The organism is Paenarthrobacter sp. PPS72 (assembly GCF_048537125.1).
Lineage (GTDB): Bacteria > Actinomycetota > Actinomycetes > Actinomycetales > Micrococcaceae > Arthrobacter > Arthrobacter nitroguajacolicus_E.
This window is the reverse complement of sequence record NZ_JBLYIE010000017.1, coordinates 88,194-113,259: the sequence shown is the minus strand read 5'-3', so window position 1 is coordinate 113,259 and position 25,066 is coordinate 88,194. Positions and strand designations below refer to the sequence as shown.

Annotated in this window: 21 protein-coding genes, 1 tRNA gene and 1 pseudogene; 12 read left to right on the top strand and 11 right to left on the bottom strand. The window is 62.1% G+C overall.

The annotated features are described in order from the left end of the window. Positions 1-1,253 (bottom strand): annotated as a pseudogene (locus tag ACLRGI_RS08560) (pyruvate dehydrogenase E1 component-related protein); the annotation flags it as partial. Between the two features lie 290 nt (positions 1,254-1,543). Between ACLRGI_RS08560 and ACLRGI_RS08555 the strand changes: the two are divergent. The 5 genes from ACLRGI_RS08555 to ACLRGI_RS08535 all read left to right on the top strand — a co-directional run bounded on the left by ACLRGI_RS08555 (position 1,544) and on the right by ACLRGI_RS08535 (position 7,596). Beyond that, positions 1,544-3,109 carry an NCS1 family nucleobase:cation symporter-1 gene (locus tag ACLRGI_RS08555; RefSeq protein WP_419201244.1) on the top strand — a complete coding sequence of 522 codons (1,566 nt, stop codon included), beginning with the start codon at positions 1,544-1,546 and terminating at the stop codon, positions 3,107-3,109. Between the two features lie 105 nt (positions 3,110-3,214). Then, complete coding sequence (locus ACLRGI_RS08550; protein WP_419201243.1) at positions 3,215-3,991, top strand: aspartate/glutamate racemase family protein; 777 nt, start codon at positions 3,215-3,217, stop codon at positions 3,989-3,991. A gap of 33 nt (positions 3,992-4,024) precedes the next feature. Further along, positions 4,025-4,792 (top strand): SDR family oxidoreductase, encoded by a 768-nt coding sequence (locus ACLRGI_RS08545; protein ID WP_419201242.1) that lies wholly within the window; start codon positions 4,025-4,027, stop codon positions 4,790-4,792. Between the two features lie 328 nt (positions 4,793-5,120). Then, on the top strand, positions 5,121-5,930 hold the full coding sequence (locus ACLRGI_RS08540; protein ID WP_419201241.1) for a putative endonuclease domain-containing protein: 810 nt from the start codon (positions 5,121-5,123) through the stop codon (positions 5,928-5,930). A 178-nt stretch (positions 5,931-6,108) separates the two neighbouring features. After that, positions 6,109-7,596: a C4-dicarboxylate transporter DctA gene (locus tag ACLRGI_RS08535; protein WP_017199038.1), complete on the top strand. Its 1,488-nt coding sequence runs from the start codon at positions 6,109-6,111 to the stop codon at positions 7,594-7,596. Positions 7,597-7,665: 69 nt separating this feature from the next. Here ACLRGI_RS08535 and ACLRGI_RS08530 read toward each other — a convergent pair whose 3' ends face one another. Together ACLRGI_RS08530 and ACLRGI_RS08525 are read right to left on the bottom strand one after the other, a co-directional pair. Further along, complete coding sequence (locus tag ACLRGI_RS08530) at positions 7,666-8,136, bottom strand: sterol carrier family protein (protein ID WP_419201240.1); 471 nt, start codon at positions 8,134-8,136, stop codon at positions 7,666-7,668. A gap of 75 nt (positions 8,137-8,211) precedes the next feature. Further along, entirely contained in the window at positions 8,212-9,228 is a 1,017-nt protein-coding gene (locus ACLRGI_RS08525; RefSeq protein WP_419201239.1) for an asparaginase, read from the bottom strand. Between the two features lie 163 nt (positions 9,229-9,391). Between ACLRGI_RS08525 and purD the strand changes: the two genes are divergently transcribed. Next, positions 9,392-10,750 (top strand): phosphoribosylamine--glycine ligase, encoded by a 1,359-nt coding sequence (purD, locus tag ACLRGI_RS08520; protein WP_419201238.1) that lies wholly within the window; start codon positions 9,392-9,394, stop codon positions 10,748-10,750. Between the two features lie 2 nt (positions 10,751-10,752). After that, positions 10,753-11,691 (top strand): phosphoribosylaminoimidazolesuccinocarboxamide synthase, encoded by a 939-nt coding sequence (locus ACLRGI_RS08515; protein ID WP_419201237.1) that lies wholly within the window; start codon positions 10,753-10,755, stop codon positions 11,689-11,691. A gap of 74 nt (positions 11,692-11,765) precedes the next feature. On the opposite strand, the gene ACLRGI_RS08510 is transcribed toward ACLRGI_RS08515, so the two are convergent. Then, positions 11,766-13,031, bottom strand: a complete 1,266-nt coding sequence (locus tag ACLRGI_RS08510) for a helix-turn-helix domain-containing protein (RefSeq protein WP_419201236.1) — start codon at positions 13,029-13,031, stop codon at positions 11,766-11,768. A gap of 127 nt (positions 13,032-13,158) precedes the next feature. Between ACLRGI_RS08510 and ACLRGI_RS08505 the strand changes: the two genes are divergently transcribed. Then, positions 13,159-13,383 carry a hypothetical protein gene (locus tag ACLRGI_RS08505; RefSeq protein WP_419201235.1) on the top strand — a complete coding sequence of 75 codons (225 nt, stop codon included), beginning with the start codon at positions 13,159-13,161 and terminating at the stop codon, positions 13,381-13,383. Positions 13,384-13,526: 143 nt separating this feature from the next. On the opposite strand, the gene ACLRGI_RS08500 is transcribed toward ACLRGI_RS08505, so the two are convergent. The 5 genes from ACLRGI_RS08500 to ACLRGI_RS08480 form a co-directional block, all read right to left on the bottom strand. Next, positions 13,527-13,603 (bottom strand) — tRNA-Pro (locus tag ACLRGI_RS08500). A 110-nt stretch (positions 13,604-13,713) separates the two neighbouring features. After that, positions 13,714-15,546, bottom strand: a complete 1,833-nt coding sequence (locus ACLRGI_RS08495; RefSeq protein WP_419201234.1) for an ABC transporter ATP-binding protein — start codon at positions 15,544-15,546, stop codon at positions 13,714-13,716. Next, entirely contained in the window at positions 15,543-17,342 is a 1,800-nt protein-coding gene (locus ACLRGI_RS08490; RefSeq protein ID WP_419201233.1) for an ABC transporter ATP-binding protein, read from the bottom strand. Before ACLRGI_RS08490 ends, ACLRGI_RS08495 begins: the two co-directional genes overlap by 4 nt. Before the next feature lie 151 nt (positions 17,343-17,493). Then, the gene (locus ACLRGI_RS08485) at positions 17,494-18,441 is read right to left on the bottom strand and encodes a metallophosphoesterase (RefSeq protein WP_419201232.1); all 948 of its coding nucleotides are present in this window, start codon (positions 18,439-18,441) and stop codon (positions 17,494-17,496) included. 2 nt (positions 18,442-18,443) lie between these two features. Continuing rightward, a complete protein-coding gene (locus ACLRGI_RS08480; RefSeq protein ID WP_419201231.1) occupies positions 18,444-20,762 on the bottom strand; it encodes a transglycosylase domain-containing protein in 2,319 nt (772 codons plus the stop codon). Here ACLRGI_RS08480 and sp36 point away from each other — a divergent pair. From sp36 to ACLRGI_RS08465, 3 genes are read left to right on the top strand one after another with little or no spacing between them, the layout of a single operon-like run. Further along, a complete protein-coding gene (gene sp36, locus ACLRGI_RS08475) occupies positions 20,761-20,916 on the top strand; it encodes a Sp36 family protein (protein ID WP_011775990.1) in 156 nt (51 codons plus the stop codon). The two genes, ACLRGI_RS08480 and sp36, sit on opposite strands and share 2 nt — an antisense overlap. Before the next feature lie 2 nt (positions 20,917-20,918). Beyond that, positions 20,919-21,455, top strand: coding sequence for a RidA family protein (locus ACLRGI_RS08470; RefSeq protein WP_142938025.1), 537 nt, complete (start codon positions 20,919-20,921; stop codon positions 21,453-21,455). Positions 21,456-21,472: 17 nt separating this feature from the next. Further along, complete coding sequence (locus tag ACLRGI_RS08465; protein ID WP_419201230.1) at positions 21,473-22,384, top strand: NUDIX hydrolase; 912 nt, start codon at positions 21,473-21,475, stop codon at positions 22,382-22,384. 87 nt (positions 22,385-22,471) lie between these two features. Here ACLRGI_RS08465 and aroQ read toward each other — a convergent pair whose 3' ends face one another. Beyond that, positions 22,472-22,936 carry a type II 3-dehydroquinate dehydratase gene (gene aroQ, locus ACLRGI_RS08460; protein ID WP_062071734.1) on the bottom strand — a complete coding sequence of 155 codons (465 nt, stop codon included), beginning with the start codon at positions 22,934-22,936 and terminating at the stop codon, positions 22,472-22,474. Between the two features lie 41 nt (positions 22,937-22,977). After that, positions 22,978-24,162 (bottom strand): MarP family serine protease, encoded by a 1,185-nt coding sequence (locus ACLRGI_RS08455; RefSeq protein ID WP_419201229.1) that lies wholly within the window; start codon positions 24,160-24,162, stop codon positions 22,978-22,980. Positions 24,163-24,385: 223 nt separating this feature from the next. Between ACLRGI_RS08455 and ACLRGI_RS08450 the strand changes: the two genes are divergently transcribed. Next, entirely contained in the window at positions 24,386-25,063 is a 678-nt protein-coding gene (locus ACLRGI_RS08450; protein WP_011775987.1) for a Crp/Fnr family transcriptional regulator, read from the top strand. The last annotated feature ends 3 nt before the right edge of the window (positions 25,064-25,066 follow it).

Below are 25,066 nucleotides of genomic sequence, written 5' to 3'. Positions count from 1 at the left end.
GATTTCCGGGGCGTCCATGCCGGGGTGGTAGTACGGGGGCCGGTACAGGTCAGCGTCGAGCTGGTCATCGCTGATGGGGATGCGGAGGTGGTCACGGAAGGCTTTGAGGTCTTCCATGGTCAGTTTCTTCATCTGGTGCGTGGCGTTGCGGCCCTCGAAGTGCGGGCCCAGNNTCGTGGCCGCCGCGTTTGAGGCCCCAGATCTGTTCGTCGTCCAGATCCGCGACCATGTCCTTGGTCTGCGGGGACTTGCCGAAGAAGTGTTCACGGACGAACCCGCCGGACTCGGCCTTGTAGGTCTGGTAGTCACCATCGGGGGTTTCGTTCATGATTTTCACCAACGCCCCGTCCCGGTCGTTTTCCAGGAGGGTGTCCCACTCCCGGCCCCAGACGACCTTGATCACGTTCCAGCCCGCACCGCGGAAGAACGCCTCGAGTTCCTGCATGATCTTGCCGTTGCCGCGGACCGGTCCGTCCAGGCGCTGGAGGTTGCAGTTGATCACGAAGTTCAGGTTGTCCAGGTTCTCGTTCGCGGCGAGCTGCAACAAACCACGGGACTCGGGCTCGTCCATTTCCCCGTCACCAAGGAACGCCCAGACCTGCTGGTCCGAGGTGTCCTTGATGCCACGGTTCTGCAGGTACCGGTTGGACTGGGCCTGGTAGATCGCGTTCATCGGGCCGATACCCATCGACACGGTGGGGAACTCCCAGAAATCAGGCATCAACCGCGGGTGCGGGTACGAGGACAGGGCATGGCCGGCCTTGGACTTTTCCTGACGGAACCCGTCCAGGTCCTCCTCCGTGAGCCGGCCTTCCATGAACGCCCTCGCGTACATCCCCGCGGAAGAAATGGTTGAAACCCACCTCATACAACGTCGCAGCCCCGGCATACGTGGAGATGTGCCCGCCAACACCAATATCGGCCCGCTGCGCACGGTGAACCATCACCGCGGCGTTCCACCGCATATACGCCCGGTACCGGCGCTCGAACTCCTCGTTCCCCGGGAACGGCGCTTCCTGGTCCACCGGGATCGTGTTCACATAATCAGTGGTCGTCACCATCGGCACACCCACCGACCTGGCACCGGCACGCTGCAACAACGAACGCATAATGTACTGGGCACGCTCGGTACCCTGCTCCGCGATCAACGCATCAAGGGACTCAATCCACTCCGCGGTCTCTTCCGGATCACGATCAGGCAGCTGGGCAGTCAACCCGCTGAGGATGTGTGAGGTCTCTTCTCCTGCAGCCACGTCCAACCTCTCTTCATTGAATGTCTGGGCGCTTGCTCTGTGGGGGCGCTCAAGGAATTTCGTATTGTGAGAATAAAATTCTGCAATTCGAGATTACGTCTGCAGGTAGGCAGCGTCAACACGGATCGCGTAACCAAAACAGTCAACTGGGAAACTGACGGTCAAGCAACCGAATGTGACCCTGCATACACTCGGTTTCCTTGACGTTACGTGACCTGAGTCATAGAGTGCTTTCACTATTCAATAACTAGATTCCACATTATGGAATCAGTATGAAGTGGAGATCCACGATGCAGACGACTTCATCAGTCGGCGTCACTGAGACTCCGGGAGACAGTAACGCAGGTCGCCCCAACCACCCGGTGGTGGGTAACACTGACCTCTGCGCCATTGCTTCCGAAGCCGCAGGCCGTACCATCAGTCCCAGTCTTTACAACATCGACCTAGCACCCACCAAGGCCAAGGGCCGCAAGTGGACCAGCTATAGCATCTTTACCCTCTGGGCCAATGACGTCCACAGCCTGGGTAACTATGCCTTCGCCATCGGCCTGTTCTCCCTGGGGCTGGGCGGCTGGCAGATCCTGGTGGCGCTGGGTATCGGCGCCATTCTCCTTTTCGCCCTCCTGAACTTCTCCGGATTCATGGGCGAGAAGACGGGTGTCCCGTTCCCCGTCATGAGCCGCATCAGCTTCGGCATCAGGGGAGCCCAGATTGCCAGCCTGGTTCGCGGCGCCGTTGCCGTGGCCTGGTTCGGCATCCAGACGTACCTGGCCTCGGTGGTCCTGCGAGTGATGCTGGTGGCCATGGCTCCCGGCTTAAAGGACCTGGACAGCAACTCCATCCTTGGTCTCTCAACACTGGGTTGGCTCTCATTCGTGGCGCTCTGGATCGTGCAGTTGGTTATCGTCAGCTTCGGTATGGAAATGATCCGTAAGTACGAGGCCTTCGCTGGTCCCATCATCCTGGTAACTATGGCCGCGATTGCCGTATGGGTCTTCATCGAGGCCGGCGGAGCTATCCAGTGGAGCGGCATCAAGGGCCTGGAGGGTACTGAAATGTGGCTCACCATCTTTGCCGGCGGTGCCTTGTGGGTTTCCATCTACGGAACGTTCGTCCTGAACTTCTGCGACTTCACCCGCTCCTCGGCGTCCAAAAAGTCGATCGTCAAAGGAAACTTCTGGGGCATCCCCATCAACATGCTCGTCTTCGGCGCAATCGTCGTGGTCATGGCGGGTGGGCAGTACAAGATCAACGGCACTGTCATCGAGAGCCCCTCGGACATTGTGGAAAGCATCCCCAATACTCTTCTGTTGGTCCTGGCCTGCCTGGCCCTGCTGATCCTGACCATCGCAGTGAACCTGATGGCCAACTTCGTGGCTCCCGTCTACGCCCTCACCAACCTTTTCCCGCGGCACCTGAACTTCCGCAAGGCTGCGTGGGTCAGCGGTACCATCGGGCTGATCATCCTGCCGTGGAACCTCTACAACAACCCGATCGTGATCGTGTACTTCCTCGGTGGCCTTGGTGCTTTGCTCGGTCCGCTGTTCGGCGTGGTCATGGCTGACTACTGGTTGATCCGTCGAGGCAAGGTCAATGTCCCGGAGCTCTACACAGAGGATCCCAAGGGCGCCTACTTCTACAAGCGCGGCGTGAACCCGAAGGCCATCATCGCGATGCTCCCCGCAGCTGGCCTCGCCATAGCCATCGCCTTCATTCCCGGACTGGCAGCAGCGGCGCCGTTCGCCTGGTTCATCGGGGCCGGCGTCGCCGCCCTGACGTACTTCGCCGTCGCGGACAAGAAGCAGGTCCACGAGGACGTCTCCGGCGAGCCGATCGCCGTCGCCAGCACCCACTGACTCACCCGACATCAAGGCGTAGCCCGTCCTTCCAGTCAACCGGATCCCAGCAAATTGTTCCGGGGCAGCCGGCAAAGGACGGGCATTGCCGTTGAGAGGAAACCCATGCGCATCCTTGTCGCAAACGTAAACACCACACAGTCCATGACGGACTCCATCGCAGCCCAGGCCCGCGCTGCAGCTGCCCCGGGCACGGAAATCATCGGCATCACTCCACGCTTCGGTGCGGACTCCTGCGAAGGAAACTTTGAAAGTTACCTCGCTGCGATCGCCGTCATGGACGCTGTGGTGAACTATCCCGAACCGTTCGACGCCGTCATCCAAGCCGGGTACGGCGAGCATGGCCGTGAGGGCCTTCAGGAACTCCTGGATGTCCCGGTGGTTGATATCACCGAGGCAGCAGCGAGCACCGCAATGTTCCTGGGGCACAAGTATTCAGTGGTCACAACATTGGACCGTGCCGTTCCGCTCATCGAGGACCGTCTCAAGCTCGCCGGCCTTGAAGCGCGTTGCGCCTCCGTGAGGGCCAGCGGCATGGCTGTGCTGGAACTCGAGGAGTACCCGGAACGTGCCGTCGAAGCAATCGTGAGCCAGGCCGAACAAGCCGTCCGGAATGACAAAGCCGAGGTCATCGTTCTCGGTTGCGGCGGAATGGCCGGACTCGACGAGCAGATCCGGCAGCGCACCGGCGTCCCCGTGGTGGATGGCGTGGCTGCAGCCGTCACTATCGCCGAGTCCTTGGTCCGGCTCGGCCTGTCCACGTCCAAAGTCAGGACGTATGCCACCCCACGTCCAAAGACTGTCATAGGCTGGCCGATAACCACACCCCAAGCAACCACAGCCCAAGCAACCACACCCCAACCAACCACAGCCGCCCACTGACCCTGCCACCTGCAACTCTTGAAAGGCAACCCCATGACTGACTCCAGCCCGCCCCCAAGCCCCAGGGTCGCCGTCGTAACCGGGGCAGGTTCGGGTATTGGGCGGGCGGTCGCCAAGCTCATGCTCGCCGACGGTTACCGCGTTGCGTTGGCTGGCCGCCGCGAGGCGCAACTGCTGGAAACAGCGGGGGACCATCCGGACGCGCTGCCGGTTCCGTGCGACGTCACGGCGCCCGACGACGTCGCGCGCCTTTTCGCCGAGGTCCGCCAACGTTGGGGTCGGGTTGATGTGCTGTTCAACAACGCCGGAATCTTCGGTCCGGCGGGCGACGTGGGGGAGATCAGCGTGGACGAGTGGGAAGCGACGCTTCGCGTGAACGTGACCGGTTCCATGCTGTGTGCTGCCGAGGCCGTGCGCACCATGAAAGCCCAAGTACCCCGGGGTGGCCGAATCATTAACAACGGCTCCATCTCTGCGCACTCGCCCAGGCCACGATCCGTGGCCTATACAGTCACCAAACACGCGATGACCGGCCTGACCAAGAGCATCGAGCTCGACGGCAGGGAATTTGGCATCACGTGCGGGCAGATCGACATCGGCAATACCCGTACCGAAATCATGGACACCATCGGCGTGGGCTCCGGCGCACTTCAAGCCGACGGTAGCCGCAAGGTGGAGCCCATGTTCCCCGTGGACGACGCCGCCCGTGCCGTGCTCATGATGGCCAACATGCCGGCGTCGGCCAGTGTCGGATCACTGGTGGTGACGGCTGCAGGCATGCCCTTCGTCGGCCGCGGCTAGCGAGTTTTGTACACATAACGCCCCTAAAACCGCCCTTTCCGGGCATTTGCTGTACAAAAACTCCGTGCTGACAGAGCTGATCTGTGGATAACTCTCTGTCGCCTCAGCCGCTGTGACTCAATAGGGCATGCGCCCGTTATCTTCCCTTCCTCCCGTACTCTCTGACCAGGCATTTACCCTGGCCGCGGCTGCCGAATTTGGTGTTGCCCCAAAAAGGCTGCGGGCATCGGATCTTCTGGTGCCCAGTCGGGGACTCCGGCTGCCGCAGCGGACGCAGACGTTGCTGGAGGTTGCCCGGCCCCACCTTGACCTCCACCAAGGTGACTTCTTGAGCCATCTCAGCGCCGCTGAGGTGCTCGGGCTGCCGCTGCCTGCTTGGGCGCAGTTCAGGCCCGACGACGGCGGCCCGGTGACCGCCGTCGTCGAACCTATCCCCTGGGGGCCAAAGAGCGGTCCCCATTTTCGGCAGCCGGGGCGATTCATCCATCTATCGCGGCCAAGGGATGGTTCGTTGCCTCGGCGGAGGGGAGTGGCCGGCCATCGGTTGACGTTGAGGGACGGTGATCTCACCGACCTGGAGGGGGTAATTGTTACGTCCGTGGCGCGAACATGGGTGGATCTGGCCACGATGTTGCCCCTGGACGATCTGATTGTTGTGGGCGATGCCATTGTCAGCGAACACGAACGCTCGTTCGGGCCGCCCCGGGTTCCGATGGTTTCCTTGCAAAAGCTTCGACTTTTCGTTGAGAAGGCCAACGGTGTCCACGGGGTCCGCAAGGCTCGTATTGCGTTGGACCTCCTTCGAGTGGGCGTTGATTCTCCGCCGGAAACGAAGCTGCGCCTGATGCTGGAAGATGCCGGCCTTCCTGCATTCGTCCCAAACTGCAGGGTTGACGATGCCCTTGGCAAGCCGGTGTGGACTGACCTGGGGTGCCCGGCGTATCGGACTTGCCTTGAGTATGAGGGCCTTCATCATCTGTCCCCAGAGCAGCAAGCGCTGGATGCTTACCGGGATCAGCGTGTCTCGGAGGCCGGCTGGCGGCAGGTGAAGATCAACAAGATCGACATGAAGCAAGGCAGGAAGTGGGTGGTGGCCCGGGTAGTCCAAGTCCTCCGCAAGCAGGGATGGAAGAACTGAGTTTTTGTACAGCTACCGCCCTCATGAGCCACCCATAAGGGCCGCAACTGTACAAAGAACCAAATATGACTTCCATAATATGGAAATCCAATTTCCCCTTGCGGAATCATGTGACCGGGCCTACATTTGAAAAACCCCACAAAATGTGAGGCTGTTCACAACTGATTGGTTCAGAACAATGAAGATCCCAGACTCCGCGGCGCTGAAGGCGAGTTCGGCCCCGCAGAAGAAAAAGCGGCTGTACCAGTCGCTCTTTTTTCAAATCCTGATCGCCGTCGTCGCAGGTGTACTCATCGGTCATTTTTGGCCGACCATTGGGTCCGCCCTTCGACCACTGGGCGATGGATTCATTCAACTCATCAAGATGATCATCGCCCCGCTGATTTTCCTCGTGATCGTCACGGGCATCTCGGCAGTGGGCGACGTCAAGGCGGTCGGAAGGGTCGGGGTCAAAGCGCTCCTGTACTTCACCGGCGCCACTCTTTTCGCCCTCGTCTTCGGGCTCATCGTCGGAAATATCGTTCAGCCTGGTGCTGGCCTTAATATCGACCCCGCTACGCTCTCCCAGGACGCCCTGAACGCCAAGACCGGAAACGCGCCTCCGAAAGATGCGGCTGCGTTCATCCTGGATGTCATTCCCGTCAGCGTGATCGGTGCTTTTGCCAACAACAGCCTGCTTCAGGTGCTGTTCTTCTCTGTCTTCTTCGGCGCAGCCATCGTGGTCATCGGCCGCGAACGTTGCCTCCCGGTCATCAGCCTCATGGAGACCGTCCTGGAGCTGATCTTCAAGATCATGTCCTGGATCATGAAAGTGGCCCCCATTGGTGCGTTCGGTGCCATGGCCTTCATCATCGGCCAGTACGGTCTCGGGACGCTGAGCACCTACGCCCTCCTGATAGCCGCCTGCTACGGCGCGGCCATCATCTTCATCGGCCTGCTGTTCCTGGTGGCTTGGGGGTTCGCCCGGGTTCCGCTGTGGGCCTTCCTGAAGTACACCCGCGAAGAATTCCTGCTGGCACTCGGAACCGCGTCCACCGAAGCCGTGATGCCCCGCATCATGACCAAGCTGACCAACGCCGGCTGCTCGCGGGCCACCACGGGCCTGGTGGTTCCCACGGGTTATTCCTTCAACCTGGACGGCGCCGCGATCTACCTGTCCATATCGCTGTTGTTCCTGGCGCAGGCCTTCGGCCATAACCTTGACCTCGGTCAGCAACTGGCGGCCTTGGGAGTCCTGCTCCTGACGTCCAAAGGCATGGCGGGTGTGCCGGGTTCGTCCTTCCTGGCGCTCTCCGCCACGGCGGCTGCGCTCGGGATCTTCCCGGTAGCCGGCGTCGCGCTCCTCCTTGGAGCCGACCGTCTCATGGACTCCATGCGCGTAGTAGTGAACCTGCTGGGCAACTGCGTAGCGACGTTCGTCGTGGCCAAGTGGGAAGGGCAGTTCGACCGCAGCGTCATGCTCCGCGCCTTCAATGGCGAGATCACCAACCACGATTCCGCCATCATGCTGGGCAAGGAAGAGGTCTTCGAGGAACAGGAACTCGAACGCATCAGTGGTGGCCAGGAGCCCTCACCGAAGTTCCGTGGCGGCCCCGCTGCGGAGGACATCCCGCAGTTCGAAATGAGCAAACGGGGCCAACCATCCGCCCCGGTCTGCCCGGACTAACCGGCTAGTTTTTGTACAGCTGATGCCCTTAAGACGTCGTCTTAGGGGCATTAGCTGTACAAAAACTCCCTATAGCGGCAGCAGTTCCGAGAGGTCTGCCCGCAAGCCTGACGCTGTGAGCTTGTGGTTTGAAACGGCGTCTGCCCACGAAATCCGGCCGGTCACCAACGAAAGCCAGGTGGCGGCGTCGCACTCGATTACGTTCGGGGGAGTACCGCGTGTGTGGCGCGGCCCCTCAACGCACTGCGTCACACCGAACGGCGGCACCCGGACCTCCACGGAGTTACCCGGCGCGCGGGCGGTGACTTCCTCCAGGGAGTAGCGCACCGCCGTCGCAATTAACGTGCGCGACGGCGGGGGCCCGGCAGGGCTGCCCGGCTCACCGCCGGTTTCACCGTTGGAAGGTTCACCGCTGGAAGGTCCACCACTGGAAGTTTCACCACTGGAAGGTTCACCGCTGGAAGGTGCGACGCCGGCCTGCCAGGCTGCCAGCGCAGCGCGGCCTTCCTCAATGTTGACGCGGCGTCGTGCGACGGCCATGTGTTTCTCTCCTCAGAATTACTAGTCCAACAGGAACTACTAGTCCAACAGGAAGTACTCGTCCAGCCGGAACTACTAGTCCAACAGGGCGGACACAGCGTGGCCCAGCCGGATCTTGCCCACCTCGTGGCCGCCGCCGAGCACGGGCTCAACCACCCGTTCCAGGACGTTGGACACTGCGGGGATGTCCACGGCGCCGCTCACGGCCAGGAGGGTCAACCCCACCAGGGACGTGGCGCGAAGGTTTCCATCCAGCATCTTCACGGCCACGGTGGCGCCGGTGGGGGTGGCCAGGACCAGGACGCCCTCGGCCCCGATCTTGGCCAGGACGTCCAGTTCTTCCATGACAATGGTGTTGGACTCGCCCTTGCCTTGGACGGCCCAGGGGTAATCGAGCATGGACGTGGCGATGGTGGCGGCACGCGCATTGGAAGATTTATCGCCAGGAGACTTGGCCAAGCGGGAGTAGGCGCGGGCCAGGCCGGTCAACGAGATGGCTGCAACAGGTGCGCCGCAGCCGTCGATGCCCAGGTGGGAGATGGTTTCGCCGCTGTATTCCTCGATCACCGAGCGCACACGCTGCTGGAGCGGGTGATTCGGTTCAAGGTAGCTGCGGAGGTCCCAGCCGTTCTCGGTGCAGGCCCACAGGAATGCTGCGTGCTTGCCGGAGCAATTGAAGGCCAGCCTGGACTGCCCGCGTTCGGAGCGCACCAGCCAGTTGCGGGCCGTTTCGTCCTGGGGCCAAGCTGTGGGGCACTGAAGGTTTTCCTCCTTCACGCCCGCTGCTTTGAGCATCCCCTCCACAACGTCCATATGGTCCAGGGAACCGGTGTGGCTGCCACAGGCCACAGCAACCTGCGCGCCGCGGAGGGGCACGCCGGACTGCATGGAAGCCAAGGCCTGGAAGGGTTTGAGGGTGGAGCGGGCGAGGACGGGAGCGTCGATGTCACCAAGACGGGTGACCACCGAGCCGTCACCGGCAAGAACCACGGCCGCGCCGATGTGCCGGGACTCAATAAAGCCACTTCGTTCGATCACTGCCAGTTCCACCGCGGACTCAACGTTGAACGTTTCATGCGAACTTAAGGGCATGTTGCAAGTCTAGGGGCGCGGCAGCGCGGTTCCCCGGTCATACGCGCGCACCCGCGCGCGTGATCCTGTGCACTGGATCGTCAGCCCGTCAGCCCGTCAGCCCGTCAGCCCGTCAGCCCGTCAGCCCGTCAGCCCGGACCACACCTAAAGGCCGGTCCGGTGAATGACACAGCTTAGGCCGCGCGCCCTTCACAAAGTACCCTTGAGGACTGTGAAGGTACTCGTCATTGGCCCCGGCGGCCGCGAACACGCCATTGTCCGCTCTCTGCTTGAAGATCCCAACGTTTCCGAGGTCCACGCGGCCCCTGGTAACGCGGGCATCAGCAAACTCGTTCCCACCCACGCGATTGACGGGAACAGCCCGGAAGCCGTGTCCGCCCTCGCCACCAAGCTGGGCGTGGACCTGGTTGTCGTAGGACCCGAGGCGCCTTTGGCTGCCGGTGTGTCCGACGCCGTCCGTGAAGCCGACATTCCGGTTTTCGGCCCCAGCAAGGAAGCAGCCCAGCTGGAGGCTTCCAAGGCCTTCGCCAAGCAGATCATGGCCGAGGCCAACGTTCCCACGGCCATGGCCCGCGTTGCCACCAACGCCGAGGAAGCTGCCGACGCCCTGGACACCTTCGGCGCACCGTACGTTGTTAAGGACGACGGCCTGGCCGCAGGTAAGGGCGTTGTAGTCACCAAGGACCGTACGGAGGCTTTGGCTCACGCGCAGGCGTGCTTCGATGCCGGTGGAACCGTGGTGATCGAGGAATTCCTTGACGGCCCCGAGGTTTCCCTGTTCGTCCTTTGCGATGGCCGCACCACCGTTCCGTTGTCCCCGGCGCAGGACTTCAAGCGCATCTTCGATAACGACGAAGGTCCCAACACCGGCGGCATGGGTGCCTACACCCCGCTTGAATGGGCTCCCGCGGGCCTTGTCCAGGAAGTCATCGACCGCGTGGCCCAGCCCACCGTGGATGAGATGGCCCGCCGCGGCACCCCGTTTGTTGGCGTGCTGTACTGCGGACTCGCCCTGACATCGCGCGGCACCCGCGTCATTGAGTTCAACGTCCGCTTCGGCGATCCGGAGACTCAGGCCGTCCTCGCCCGGCTCAAGACCCCGCTCGGTGCGCTGCTGCTGGCAGCTGCCAAGGGCGAACTGGACACCGCAGAAGAGCTGCGCTGGTCCAAGGACACGGCAGTCGCCGTCGTCGTTGCTGCCGAAAACTACCCGGACGCACCCCGCACCGGCGACCGCATTCGTGGCCTGAAAAAGGTTGACGAGCTGGACGGCGTCCATGTTGTCCACGCAGGTACCAAGCTGGACGATGAAGGCAAAGTGGTTTCCGCCGGCGGCCGCGTCCTGGCGGTAGTTGCGCTCGGTTCCGATCTTGTGGAGGCCCGCGAAAAAGCGTACGACGGCGTTGAGCTGGTTCAGCTTGAAGGTTCACAGTTCCGTACGGATATTGGTGGCAAAGCCGCGCGCAACGAAATCCGCGTGCCGCACGCGGCCACTGGAACCTTCCCGAAAGTGCAGGCCTGAGCATGACTGAAGGCATCCCCACCGGCGGATTTGAAACCGAAACGCTGGAACTCCCGGGCTGGAAGCACGTCTACTCCGGCAAGGTCCGCGATCTCTATGTCCCGGCCGACGAGGCCATTACGGAAAAAATCGGCCAGGAATGTGTCCTGGTGGTGGCCAGCGACCGCATCAGCGCCTACGATCACGTGCTGAGCAGCGAGATCCCGGACAAGGGCCGCGTCCTGACGCAGCTGAGCCTGTGGTGGTTCGATCAGCTGGACGTTGAGCACCATGTGCTGGCGTCCACGGTTGAGGGCGGCGTTCCTGCCGCTGTGGAGGGCCGGGCCATGATCTGCAAGCAGCTGGACATGTTCCCTGTGGAATGCATCGCCCGGGGTTACCTCACTGGCTCAGGCCTGGTGGAATACAAGGAATCCGGCACGGTCTGCAATATTCCCCTGCCCGAAGGCCTGGTGGACGGTTCGCGTTTGGAAAAGGCGCTGTTCACACCCTCCGCCAAGGCTGAAGTTGGCGAGCACGACGTCAACATCACGTACGACGATGTTGCGGCCATGGTGGGCGACGATATCGCTGCCCGCCTGAGCGAACTCACACTGAAGATCTACACCCGCGCCGAGGAGATCGCCCGCGAACGCGGCATTATCCTGGCCGACACCAAGGTGGAGTTCGGCATCGACGCAGCCACTGGCGTGATCACTTTGGGTGACGAGGTCCTCACCCCGGACTCTTCGCGGTTCTGGGATGCGTCCACGTACGCACCCGGGCAGTCGCAACCTTCGTACGACAAGCAGTACGTCCGCGACTGGCTGACCTCGGCCGAGTCGGGCTGGGACAAGTCCTCTGACACTCCGCCGCCGGCGCTTCCCGCCGAGGTAGTGGAGCGCACCCGTGCCCGCTATGTCGAAGCGTACGAAAAACTGACGGGCCGCACGTTCGCCTAGCAGCACCCAACTGAGTCGCAGTTGAGGTCGTTTTGAGAGCTCAGAACGACCTCAACTGCGACCTACTTGGTTAATTAGGCTTGTGAGTGTTCTTTCGCGGCACGGCGCTCGGCCAAGCGGATCTCAAGCACGGCGTCCATGGCTTGCTGGACCCTGTCCGAGGCTCCCGCGGCGCTGAAGTCGTGCTGGGCCTCTTCCAGGAACTGCAGGGCCTCAGCCGCTTCGCCAGCGGCCTTGAGGGACTTGCCCAGCAGCAGCGATACCTCACCGGCGGTGTGACGTGCCAGGACCTTGCGGTCTGCATGGATTTCGCGGAGCTTCTCGACGGCGGCAGTAATGTCGCCCGTCAGGTACAGCCAGCGGGCGCGGATGAAGGCGACTTCCAACTGGTCCGTCTTGTTGCCGCCCACGATGGACAGCGCGAGTTCCGCACGTTCAATAGCGGACAGTGTTTCCGGTTCGACGATGCCGGACGACAGCCGGACCGCTGCGGAAGCTTTGTTGAACCTGGCCCACAGTTCGATGTCGTTGGCGGGGGAGAGGAGCTTGGCCGCGCGTTCGTGGTGCTTGATGCCCTCCACGTAGTCGTGGCGCATGAAAGCAACGTTGCCAACAACCCACGCCACTTCACCGGCCAGCTGCGACATGGAGTGCTCGTCCATGTGCTCGATCATCGCCAGGCAATACTCCCACGCTTCGTCCAGCTTGCCGCTCTCGGCCAAGGCACCGATCAGCGCGCGGTGCGCGCCGATGATGAGGGTGGATCCCTTGGGCAGCTGCTCGCTGAGCTTTACGGCTTGTTTGGCATGCTCGACGGCGGTGGCCAGCTGACCTTGTCCGTGACACACAGCGGCAAGCATCTGCCAGGCACGCACTCCGAGGCCGGCGGATTCCGTGGCCATGGGGTGCTCCAGGAGGTGCTCAACGATTTGTTGGCATTCCTTCAACCGGCCTTGCTTCATCACGCACTCGGCCTGCATGTACGTCATGTTCCACCAGGCACTGTTGTTCTTGGCCTCAAGGGCAATCTGCGCGGCAGCGGCGGCGTGGCTGGCGGCAAGTTGGTAGTCGCGAAGATCCCAGGCTTGGCGGGCGTACAGTCCGGCGAGGACGTACTCAGCATCACTGACGGAGACGGGTTGGCTCCACGCTTCCAAGGCCTTGGGTGCAAGTTCGAGTCGGCGGGCCAACTCCTCGATGACTTCGGCCGTGGGCTCCCGCCGGCCGGTCTCGAGCAGCGAAATGTAGCTCGGTGAATACAGGTTTTTGCCCAGCTCTGCCTGCGTCAACCCACGTTCGAGCCGTTCGGCACGTAGCTTCTCGCCGAATCCGTTTCCCACGGGTCCCTCCTACAGGCGTCTTTTGACCTAAACCTTGACAGTCTCTGTGGAAAACATTTTACAATGTATGTCAACAGGGACCGTGCAATTTCCGTAACGAATCCGACTCGCATTGGGGTACAACATCATGTTCAAGAAAATCATCGCTTCAGTGGCCGTGGCGGGCGCACTGACGTTCGCGGTTGCGGCTCCCGGTGTAGTTTCTGCTGCTCCGGCAGCAGATTCCAACACAGTAAGCGCCATTGGCAACTGGCCGGACCCCATGCGGGCCACCACGGACAAAGCCAAGAAGGACAAGACCGAGACGACAGTCACCACGATGTCCATCGGCAACTGGCCCGACCCTATGTAAAACAATTGTAGTAAAGAAACCCCCGGAGCGTGACGAGCGATGCTCCGGGGGTTTCTTTTTGCCCTTGAGCAGGGTGTTCCGGCGCTGTGGGTCGTTCCGGGCAAACAAAAATGGCGCCGATTTCTCGACGCCATTTTCGTGTTTGGTCGGGATGACAGGATTTGAACCTGCGACCTCTTCGTCCCGAACGAAGCGCGCTACCAAGCTGCGCTACATCCCGATCCGCTGCGAAAGCAACTGTTCAAGAATAGCCGAAACGTCCCGTGATGCGAAATCGGGGAGTGGGTGTCGCTTCTCACCCTCCAAGGCGTCGCGAGCAGGGACCTGAGCTTAGACCAGCGAGTCCCGCCAAGCCCCGTGCAGCTGGGCAAAACGTCCACCGCCGCTGATCAGTTCAGCGGGGGTCCCATCTTCCACAATTCGTCCGTCGTGGACCACAAGAACCCGGTCAGCTGTCTCCACGGTTGAAAGGCGGTGGGCGATGATGATGGCCGTCCGGGCTCCCCTTCCACCAGCTACTTCCTCCAGGAGGTTGGACAGTCCCTGCTGGACCATACGCTCGGAAGGAATGTCCAAGGAGGACGTTGCCTCGTCCAGTATCAGCACTGCAGGTGCGGCCAGGAAGGCTCGGGCGAAGCCGATGAGCTGACGCTGGCCGGAAGATACCCGGCCACCACGCTTGTTGACGTCCGTGTCGTAGCCTTCGGGGAGGCTCATGATGAACTCGTGGGCTCCCACCGCTGCAGCGGCCGCCTCGATTTCAGAGCGTGAAGCCTCGGGCCTGCCCAAAGCGATGTTGTCTGCCACGGAGCCGCTGAAGAGGAAAGCCTCCTGCGTCACCATCACCACGGCGCGGCGGAGCTCCGTGGTGGAGAGATCGCGGAGGTCGATCCCGTCCAGGGTAATGGCCCCGGATGTGACGTCGTAGAAACGGGCCACGAGCTTGGCCAACGTTGATTTGCCGGCACCCGTCTGGCCTACCAAAGCGACGGTCTGGCCCGCCGGAATGTGCAGATCAAGCTTAGGAACAACCACTTTGCCGTCGCTGTAGCCAAACTCCACACCCTTGAAGTCGATCTCGCCGCGTGAGCTCTTCAAGGCCACAGGATTCTTTGGCGGACGGACCGTGGGAATCTCCTCAAGGAGGCCGGACACCTTCTCCAGCGCCGCCTGTGCACTCTGGAACGAGTTGTAGAACATGGCCATCTGGTCCACTGGCTGGAAGAAGCGCTTGGTGGACAAGATGAGCGCCAGCAGCACGCCGACAGCCAGGTCTCCGTCCAGCACCCTGAAGCCGCCAAACAGCAGGACCACAGCCACGCACACGTTGCCGATCAGCACCAAACCAGGCTGGAAGATGCCGTTCAAATTGATGGAGCGGACAGTGTTCTTGCGGTAGTCCTCGGCCAGCTCACCGTAGCGTGAGGCATTCTCGCGCTCCTTGCGGAACGCCTTTACCGCACGGATGCCGGTCATCGTTTCCACGAAGTGGACGATCAGCCGGGCAGAGACCACCCGGGATTCACGGAACGCGATTTGCGAGTGCTTCTGGTACCAACGGGCCAGGAAGAACATGGGTACGCCGGCGGCGAGGACGATCAAGCCGCTGCGCCAGTCCAGCGCAAAGATGGTGATAGCTGTGAACACCATGAACAGCATGCCGGATGCCAGGGAACTCACGCCGGAGTCCAGCAGTTCGCGCAGCGCCTCCAGGTCCGAGGTCTGCCGGGCAATGATGCGGCCCGAGGTGTACTTCTCGTGGAACTCCAGGCTCAATCGCTGGGTATGCCGGAAGACCCGCACGCGCAGATCAAGCAGCATGGCCTGGCTGAGCCGGGCAGTGGAGGTCACGTACAGCGCCGTCATCCCGGCAGTGGCAATCGCGGCCGCCAGGTAGAGGGAACCAGCCAGTACCAGGGGTCCGTTGTCTCCGGCCTGCAGTGCGGGGAGGGCACTATCAATGCCAAAGGCGATCAGCGCAGGCCCGGCAACCCTGGTGAGCTGCGAGACCACCACCATCACAATCGTCAGCCAGAAACGCAGCCGCACGGGGCGGATGAGGGAGGCAAGCAAGGTGAGCGACCGGCGTCGTACGGCTTTGCTGTCTGCTTTGCTGAGGAGTGTGTTGTCCTCGTTGGCGGTTCCAAACGTTGCGGCACTCACCGGCGGGCCTCCTCTGCTTCTTCGAGCTCGTCCAGTTCGGTGTCCAGGTCCTTGGGGCCGGCGTCCAGGCTGGCGATGACGTAGCGGTAGTGATCGTTCTCGGCCAACAGTTCCGTATGGGTCCCGACGGCGGTGATGGTCCCCTTTTCGAGCAAAGCCACCCGGTCCGCCAATGCCACGGTGGAGGGGCGGTGAGCGACAATCAGTGTGGTGGTCTCGCGCAGTACCTCGCGTAAACGTGCCTCCACGCGTTCCTCGGTATTCACGTCCAAGGCAGACAGGGGATCGTCAAGGACCAAAACCTTGGGCTTGGCGGCGATGGCGCGGGCCAGGGCGATGCGTTGCCGCTGTCCGCCGGAAAGGCTCAAACCTTCCTCACCGATCAACGTGTCCACGCCGTCCGGCAACGAGTACGCGAACTGCGCCTGTGCCACGTCCAAGGCCTCGTCAAGGGCGGCATCCGTGGGATCGGGGGCTCCGAGGAGGACGTTGTCCCGGACTGAGCTGGAAAACAGCGTGGTGTCCTCGAACGCCACGGCGACGATCTTGCGGAGTTCATCGATTTCGTAGTCGCGGACGTCCACGCCGTCAATGGTCACCGCGCCGGAGGTGACGTCGTAGAGGCGGGGGACCAGCTGCAGCAGTGCGCTCTTGCCGCTGCCTGTGATGCCCACCAGCGCCATGGTCTCGCCGGGGCGGATGTCCAGGGTGACGTCGTGAAGGAGGGTGCCGCCGTCGTCGAACCCGAAGCCTGCGTGCTCAAAGCGCAAGGCACCTTTCACGGTCTCCGGAACCACCGCCTGGTCCGGCGAGGTGATGGTGTTCTCGGTGTCCATCACCTCGAAGTGGCGGTCCAGGGCGGTCTTGGCGGTCAGAGCCATGGCAAGCAGCATGCCGGAGAATTCCACGGGTGTGGCCACCACGGCCGCCGTTGCGAAGAACGCCACCAATGCGCCGATGCTGAGTTCTCCACTAGCGGCAAGCATGATGCCGACTACCAACCCGACGCCCAGCGCCAACTCAGGCAGCAGCGTCACCACCAGCGTGAAGCCCGCTTGCTGCTTGGCCTTGGCGATCTCGGTCTGGCGCAGTTCTTCGGCTTGGCCGTTGAAGTTCTCCAGAGCCTCGCGGCTCCGCCCGAAAGCCTTCAGGACGCGGATGCCGTGGACGGATTCCTCCACGGTGGTGGCGAGATCGCCGGCCTGGTCCTGGCTGAGGCGGGTGACCAAACTGAAGCGGCGGCGGAAGCGGAATGAGTTGATCATGATCGGCACGGCCGCTGCAAGGAAAATCAGCGCCAGCTGCCAGCTCATGGAGAACATCACGCCCACACCGATGATCACCGTCAGCGTGGTGACTACCAACATGATCGCGCCGAACGCCATCCAGCGGCGCAGGAAGCTCAGGTCCGTCATGGCGCGGGAGAGAAGTTGGCCCGAACCCCAGCGATCGTGGAACGCCACGGTGAGCTGCTGCAAGTGGCCATACAGGGTCACTCGCATCCGGGTTTCCACCGTGGTGGCGGGGTTGATGACGAACTGCCGGCGCAACGCCACAAGCCCGGCTTCAGCAATACCCAAGGCAAGAATCACGACGGCGGCAATCCAGACGGCGTCCGTGGAACCGCCGGGCTGCAGGGAGTTGTTGACCAGGACCCGCAGTACCTGGGGGATGGTCAGCGCAACAATGCTGGCCAACAGGGCGCAGATCAGGCCCATGAAGAGTCGGGGGAGGATGGGCCGCACGTGAGGGTACAGGCGGCCGACGGAGGTAAAGAATGATGTTTGCTTGGACATGCCCGCTTCTCAACAGCTGGATCTTCAGATGGTGCGGAGGTAGTTTCCCGTAGCAACTACCCTATGTCATGGCGTGATTCGATTCACAGGACAACGCAACGCGGGTGAAATGTTTGACCCAGTTATTGAGGATCGTAATGCTTGCTGCGCTTCAGCTGCGCGGCGTGAGCGTCAGCAGCACTGCTTCCGGGCGGCACGCGATGCGGACCGGCGCGAAGCGCGAGGTGCCGATGCCGCCTGAGACGTTCACCGGCGTCGTGAAGCTATCGCTTTCCCAATCGTGAAGGCCCTTGGCTCGCCAATTGGGGAGATCGCAGTTAGCCACCAGCGCACCGTAGCCGGGGATGCAGATTTGGCCACCGTGTGTGTGGCCGGCGAGGATCAGGTCTGCTCCGGCCTCGGTGAAGTGGTCCAGCACGCGCTGGTACGGAGCATGAATGACGGCCACCTTCAGGTGGGGGCGGGCGTCCTGGTTGACCGTTCCGCGGGGCCAACCGGCATAACGTTCACGGCCCAGGTGCGGATCATCGACCCCCGAAAAATCGAACCGCAGCCCGTTCAGCACCACTGACTGCGCACGATTGGTGAGGTCGATCCAGCCGCCCATGCCGAACGCCGAGCGGAGCTTGGGCCAGTCGAGCTGAATGGGTTCGGTCTTGGGCTTGGATGGACCACGGAAATAACCCGCCGGATTCTTGATCCGCGGGCCGTAGTAATCGTTGGAACCCGGAACAAAAACGCCCGGGAACTCCATCAGCGGCCGAAGTGCCTCGATCAGAGGTTCGATGGCCTTGGCGTGGCTCAGGTTGTCGCCCGTGTTGACCACAAGGTCGGGCTTTAGATCCGCCAGCGATTGCAGCCACTTGGTCTTCTTGTCCTGGCCCGGGACGAAGTGGATATCGCTCAGGTGAAGGACGCGGAGCGGCTTGGAGCCCTCCGGAAGAATGGGCAGGGTTTCGTGACGGACCTCGAACTGGTCCTTCTCCCACCAACCGTAAGCTGCCGCGGCTGTTCCTGCTGCTGCTCCGACGGCAGCAGTGACGGCGAAACCGCGCCCGACAGTGCGGACGCGGTTTGCCAATGAATCTCTAAACGTCATGGTCAGTTCTTGTTACCGTTGCCGTTATTACCGTTGCCGTTGTTGCCGTTTCCGGTAGTCGGCGGCTTAGGCGCAGTTGACGGAGTGGTGTTCCGCTGGGGAGCCGGAGCTCCCGTCAGGTTGGACGGCGGGGCCGGGAACGGATTGGTTCCATAGGCCGGCGCCACGGCCAGCATGTAGTTGGTGAACTGCGGTCCAGCGATCATGTAACCGTCAATGGCATCGTAGGACTTGCCGTTGATGGTGAGGTTACGGCCGGGACGGGACTGGTCATCCAGGGGATCACCAAACCATGAGGCAGTCGCGAGGCCGGAGGTGTAACCGACAACCCACGTTGAGCCGTTAGTGTCGTTGGTTCCGGTCTTGGCAGCAACGGGGAAGTTCTTGGAGTTCAAAGCCGGACGAATCAGGGACCCTGAACCCTCGTCCAGCACCTTGCCCATGGCATAAGCAACGCCTCGGGCTACTGCAGGGCTGACCGCATCTTTACAGCTGGAGGACTGGGCCGGCAGGTCCGCGCCGGACTGGTCCTTGACGGATGTAATGGCGATCGGCTCGCAGTACTTGCCGTCAGCGGCAAAGGTCGCGAACGAGGCGGCCATGGTGAGGGGCGCGGTCTGCGTTGCACCAATTAGGTTGGACAGACGGGTCATTTGAACCTGCGGATTCGGATCCGTGATCTTGCCCGTGTCATCGCGGGCAGGAAGGCCGCCATGGATGCCTGTCGCGTCCACGATTTTCTGGATTCCGCAGAGATCAACCTGTGCTGCCGAAGCGAACGTGGCCGTGTTGATGGAGTTCTTGAGCCCCCAGAGAACCGTCATGTTCCGGTAGTACTGCGGTTCGGCATTTTGGAGGTCGAAGCTACCCGGAACATTGGCGTCATAGAAGCCGTCTGTCGGTGTCGGGCAAGTGTTTCTCCACGGGAAGTTAACACCGTATTTACGCTGCGCCGCGTTGATGTTGGTCTCCATCGACTTCCCCTCTTCCAGCCACTGGGCGAAGGTGAAGGGCTTCATGGTTGAACCGGGCTGGAACCCGCCAATGCCGTTGAGGTCATTGCCGTTTTTGTCCAGAACGTCCACGTTGAAGTTTTGTGTCTGATCGAACTTGCCCTCTTGAGGGAGCCAAACCGTGTTCTGGGCCATGCTCACGATCTGGCCACTGCCGGGCTGAACGGAGACGATCGATGCTCCCCACTTATCCGGGTTTGCACCTGCCGTTGCGTCCACTTGCTGCTGTGCAACGTTTTGGGCGGTCGGATCCAGAGTGGTCTGGATGGTGAGGCCACCACGCATGACCCGCTTTTCGCGATCATCCGGGGTGTCGCCGTAAGCGGGGTTGTTCAAGAGCAGGTGCAGCACGTAGTCACAGAAGTATGGGGCCATGGTGGCGTAAGCGCAGCCTTGGCGTGCCGGCGTGACCTGAGTGGTGACCGGGGTGGCAACGGCTTCGTCGTACTGTGCCTGGGTGATCTTGCCCTGGTTGACCATGGAGGCAAGCACCAGGTCGCGGCGGACCTTGGAGCTGTCAGGGTTGGCGATCGGATCGAAAGCCGAGGGGCTGTTCACGAGGCCGGCCAGCAAGGCAGCCTGCGGAAGAGTCAGGTCCTTGGCTGTGGTGCTGAAGAAGAACTTCGAAGCAGCCTCAATGCCGTAAGCGTCACGGTTGAAGAAGACAATGTTGAGGTATCCCTCAAGGATTTGCTCCTTGGAGAACTTCTTTTCCAACGCGATGGCGAGCTTCATCTCGCGAAGCTTGTCCCCAACGCCCTTGTCGCCACCGTTGAGCTTGACGTCGTTTGCACGGTTCGCAGCAACGAGGGACTCGTTGATGACGTTGTTCACGTACTGCTGCGTGATGGTGGACGCGCCCTGCTTGTTGCCGCGGGCGGTGCTCACAATGGCTCGCATGATGCCGGTGGTATCGATGCCGCCGTGCTCATAAAAACGGCTGTCTTCGATAGCGATGACAGCGTCCTTGATGAAGGGGCTCATTTGATCCAGCGGAACCTTGGTCCGGTTCTCCGCGTAGATCGAGGCGATCGGCGTACCGTCCTTCGCCAGAATGGTGGTGTTCTGGGCGGGCGGATCTACCTGCAGCTCGGCCGGAAGAGTGTCAAAGAACTGAATTGAACCACTTGCGGCACTGCCCGAAACGGCGGCTGCGGGGACCAGAAGGCCCGCCACCAGGACGCCACAAATCGCGCTCACACCAAGGAAGCCTAGAATCTTTCCGAGGGTGGTGGCAGTGTCGAATAGTGGGTTCTTGCGAGTCACCATGTTTTCCACTTTACCGGCAAGGGCTAGGCTTTCTGTCATGACCAAATGGGAGTACGCCACGATTCCGCTCATTATTCACGCTACGAAGCAGATCCTGGACCAGTGGGGCGAGGACGGCTGGGAGCTCGTCCAGGTCGTCGGTGGCCCCGACGGTAAAGGCCTTGTTGCATACCTGAAGAGGGAGAAGCAGTAATCATGACCACCCCCGCAGAAACCACGTCTGCCGCGGAATCCGGCGCCCCCACCTCGGCTGTTGAGCAGCGTCTGGCCGAGCTCGGATTGACCCTCCCCGAGGTCGCCGCGCCCGTCGCCGACTACGTACCTGCCATCGTCTCGGGCAACTACGTTTACACCTCCGGCCAGCTGCCATTTATTAACGGCAAACTCGAAGCTACGGGCAAGGTGTCCCTCGGCGAGTTGGGCACGTCCGATGAACCCACCGTTGATCCGGAAGACGCCAAGCGTTACGCAGCACTCTGCGCCATCAACGCCCTCGCAGCAGTCAAGAGCGTCATCGGCGATCTTGACCGCGTCACCCGCATCGTCAAGGTAGTCGGGTTCGTCGCGTCCGAATCCACGTTCACCGGCCAGCCCGGCGTGATCAACGGTGCTTCCGAACTCCTCGGACAAGTATTCGGCGACGCCGGCAAGCACGCACGCTCCGCCGTCGGCGTTTCTGTCCTGCCGCTCGACTCTCCCGTTGAAGTCGAGCTCATCGCTGAATTCAGCTAAGGAACCGGTTCACCCAATTGCCGCAGCTTGCCCGCCGTCTGTTCGTACTGCCCCCGGAACTCGAAGGGGCAGCACGGAACTGGCTTGAGCTTGGCGAGCGGACCCCCAGGGCCGCCCGCTACGCCTCCTCCGTTGTGCTGTTGCGCGATTCGCCCACCGGCTTGGAAACCTGGCTTGGATACAGGCCAGGTTCCTCGCCGTTGGGCGTCGTGGCGTTCCCGGGCGGTTCTTTGGACCCGTCCGACGACGACCCCGTAGGTTGGCTGGGCCCCACACCTCAGCATTGGGCTGAGCAAATGGGAACGGACGACGTCGGACTCGCGCGCCGCCACGTGGTGGGCGCCATCCGCGAACTCTTTGAAGAGACGGGCGTCCTGCTCGCAGGCCCCGACGCCTCTTCCACAGTGGAGGCGAACTCCACCGTCGATTGGATGCGCGCGCGCGAAGCCGTGGCCGCCCAGGAAAAGTCCTTCACGGAGATGCTCTCCAAGCGCGGACTGTCCCTCCGCACCGACCTCCTGAAACCCTTGGTGAACTGGCTCAGCCCGGACTTTGCGCACGCGCGATTCAACACCCGGTACTTCGCCGCCACTGTCCCCGTGAACCAGCAGCCCAGCATCCTGGGCAGCAAGGGCGTGTGGGGCCGCTGGGTGTGTGCCGCCCAAGCCATCACCATGCGGGACACCTCAGCCCTCGGTGATGAAATCGGCCAAGAGAACACCGTGGGCCTCAAGCTCGGCCAGCTTCTGGTGCCGGGCTCGGAGATCATGCTCGAAAAGATGGCCAACGCCAACGGCTGCATCGCCTACCTGAGCTACAAGCGCAAAGCCCACGTGTACCAAGCGAAACTGGTGGACGAGGGCGGGATCCTCATGCTCGAGGTCGAAGCCGCCCGCACCGTAGCCGGAGAGCCCCAGCGCGAGCGCTAGGACGCTCGCTCACATCCCTCGGTTTGGGCCGGACGCTCGCTCACTTCCCTCGGGTTTGGGCCGGACGCTCGCTCACCCGTGGAAACGTTAGACCGAGTCAGCCAAGTAATCGATGGCCAGTTTGTAGCCCAGCACGCCCGCGCCCACGATGATCGCGTTGCACACACCGGACAAGTACGAGTGGTGGCGGAACTCTTCCCGCTGGTGCACGTTGGTGATGTGGACCTCGACGGCGGGCAGCTGCACAGCCGCCAGGGCGTCGCGAAGGGCCACGGACGTATGCGTGTAAGCGCCGGCGTTGATCACAATTCCGACGGCGGTGCCCCTCGCTGCGTGGATGGCGTCCAGGAGGTCGCCCTCATGGTTGGACTGAACGCAGTCAACAGTGAAGCCATGGGCAGCCGCTGCACTCATGGCCAGTTGCTCTACGTCGGCCAGGGTTGACGTGCCGTACTTCTCCGGCTCGCGGGTGCCCAGAAGGTTCAGGTTGGGGCCATTGATCACAAGGATGGTGCCGCGACCGGTTTCGGTGGCAGGAGTGGCTTCAGTCATGGCTCCCAATCTATAGCGGTCCGGAGGACTCCGGGAATCCGTTACTTGCGGGTGCACTGACCAGCTGAGACGGGGCTGCTGAGGCCGGGTGCCTGCGCAGCTACCGGTTCCAGATCCGCCATGGTGAGAGCGAAGCCGAGGGCGGCGTCGGTTGTGGTCTTGGCAAAGATCAACCCGGCCACCTGTCCCTGCATGGTCAGCAGCGGACCGCCCGAGTTGCCCGGCTGAACATCGCCAGCCAGCCGGTAAACCAGCTCCGGCGAAGGATTGTTGCCGTAAATATCCGGAACCAGAATGGTCGATATGCCCTGAACTGTGGCTGGTTTGGACTGGAACGGACCGCCGTGCGGATACCCTGCAAATGCGGCGGAACTACCCTCGGGCAAGTCTGCGCTCAAGGGCAGGGGGTTGGCCCGCAGTCCGTCCACGGCCAGGACGGCGATGTCCCGCTGGGAGTCGAAGTACACCACGCGACCCGGCACCGCGCCGCCGTCGGGAACTTCCACAACCGGCTGCGACACGCCCGCCACAACGTGCGCATTGGTGACGACGCGCCCGGGCGAGACAACAAATCCAGAACCCGTCTGGTTCTGCCCGCACTCGAAGGCGGTGCCGGCGATCTTGAGGACCGAATCGGCGGCCTGATTCAAGGCGGGAGTGTCAGTTGACTCGTTGGGAACGGGCACCGGAGTGACGGGTCCAATGCCCTCAATGAGCTTGGGTATGCCGTCGCCGATCACCGTGGAACGCAGCTGAGCCATGGTGCTCTTGACGGGCGTGGGTGTGAGGTTGTCGATGTAGCGGATGACCCGCGACTCTGCCAACTGCTGGGAAACGAACGGCACGCCCAGCGAACTGATGCTGAACGCCAGCATGGACATCACCAGCGCCGCCACCACCACGCTCACCACGCCACCGATCAACCGGTCCACTGCGTGCAGCGGCTTGATCCGTACGGCATGGCGGACTTTACGCCCGATCATGGTGCCCAGTCCATGGCCCAAAGCGATGAGTACGACGGCGGCGCCCACCGTGGCGGTCAGCCTCCAACCGCTGTCGGCCACCCAGCCGCTGACGAGCGGAACGGCCATGAAGGCGGCAATGGCACCGACGACGAATCCGGCGATTCCACCCAATGTGACCATAAAGCCGTTGCGAAGGCCGTAGATCAGGTAGGACAGCAGCATCAGGATCAATGCCAAATCCAATATCGTCAAGCCAAACACCAATGCTCCTCATAGCCGGGTAGCGCCAATTCTAGATGTCCACCCTGACAACCAACCGTTAGTCCGATCACGATACGGAGCCGGGAATACCTCTTTGAGGGGGCTGGATGGCCCAAAACCCGCGTCGTTTCAGCGTTTCACGTGCCAAGTACGTCACAGAAGCTGAAAAATTCTGAAACAATGGCCTGAGCGCCACGACCGAAACTTATACTCAGGAGATTTCATGGACATCGAGGTATTGCGCCGCGCACCCCTCTTCGCCACCCTTGACGACGACGCATTCCGCTTGCTGACGGACGAACTCACCGAGGTGGACCTTTCACGTGGGGCTTCGGTGTTCCGCGAAGGTGACCAGGGTGACCAGCTCTACTTCATCGTTTCCGGCAAGGTGAAGCTCGGCCGCACCTCTCCAGATGGCCGCGAGTCCCTTCTGGCCATCCTCGGCCCGGGTGAGCTTTTCGGCGAGATGGCGTTGTTCGATCCCAGCCCGCGTACCGCTACGGCCACAGCCGTCTCGGAAACCCGCCTGGCCGGGCTCAAGAACGAGAGCCTTAACGCGCTGCTCCGCACGCGCCCCGAGGTTTCCGCGCAGCTGCTGCAGGCTTTGGCCCGCCGCCTCCGCCGGACCAACGACTCCCTCTCCGACCTCGTCTTCTCCGACGTCCCGGGCCGTGTAGCCAAGGCCCTTCTGGACCTTGCAGACCGCTTCGGCCGCCCCGCCACGGACGGCGTCCTGGTAGCCCACGAGCTCACCCAGGAAGAGCTGGCCCAGCTGGTGGGCGCTTCCCGCGAAACCGTGAACAAGGCACTGGCCGAGTTCGTCCAGCGTGGATGGCTCCGCCTGGAAGCCCGCGCCGTGGTGATTCTGGACATGCAGCGCCTTCGCCAGCGCTCACGCTAAACA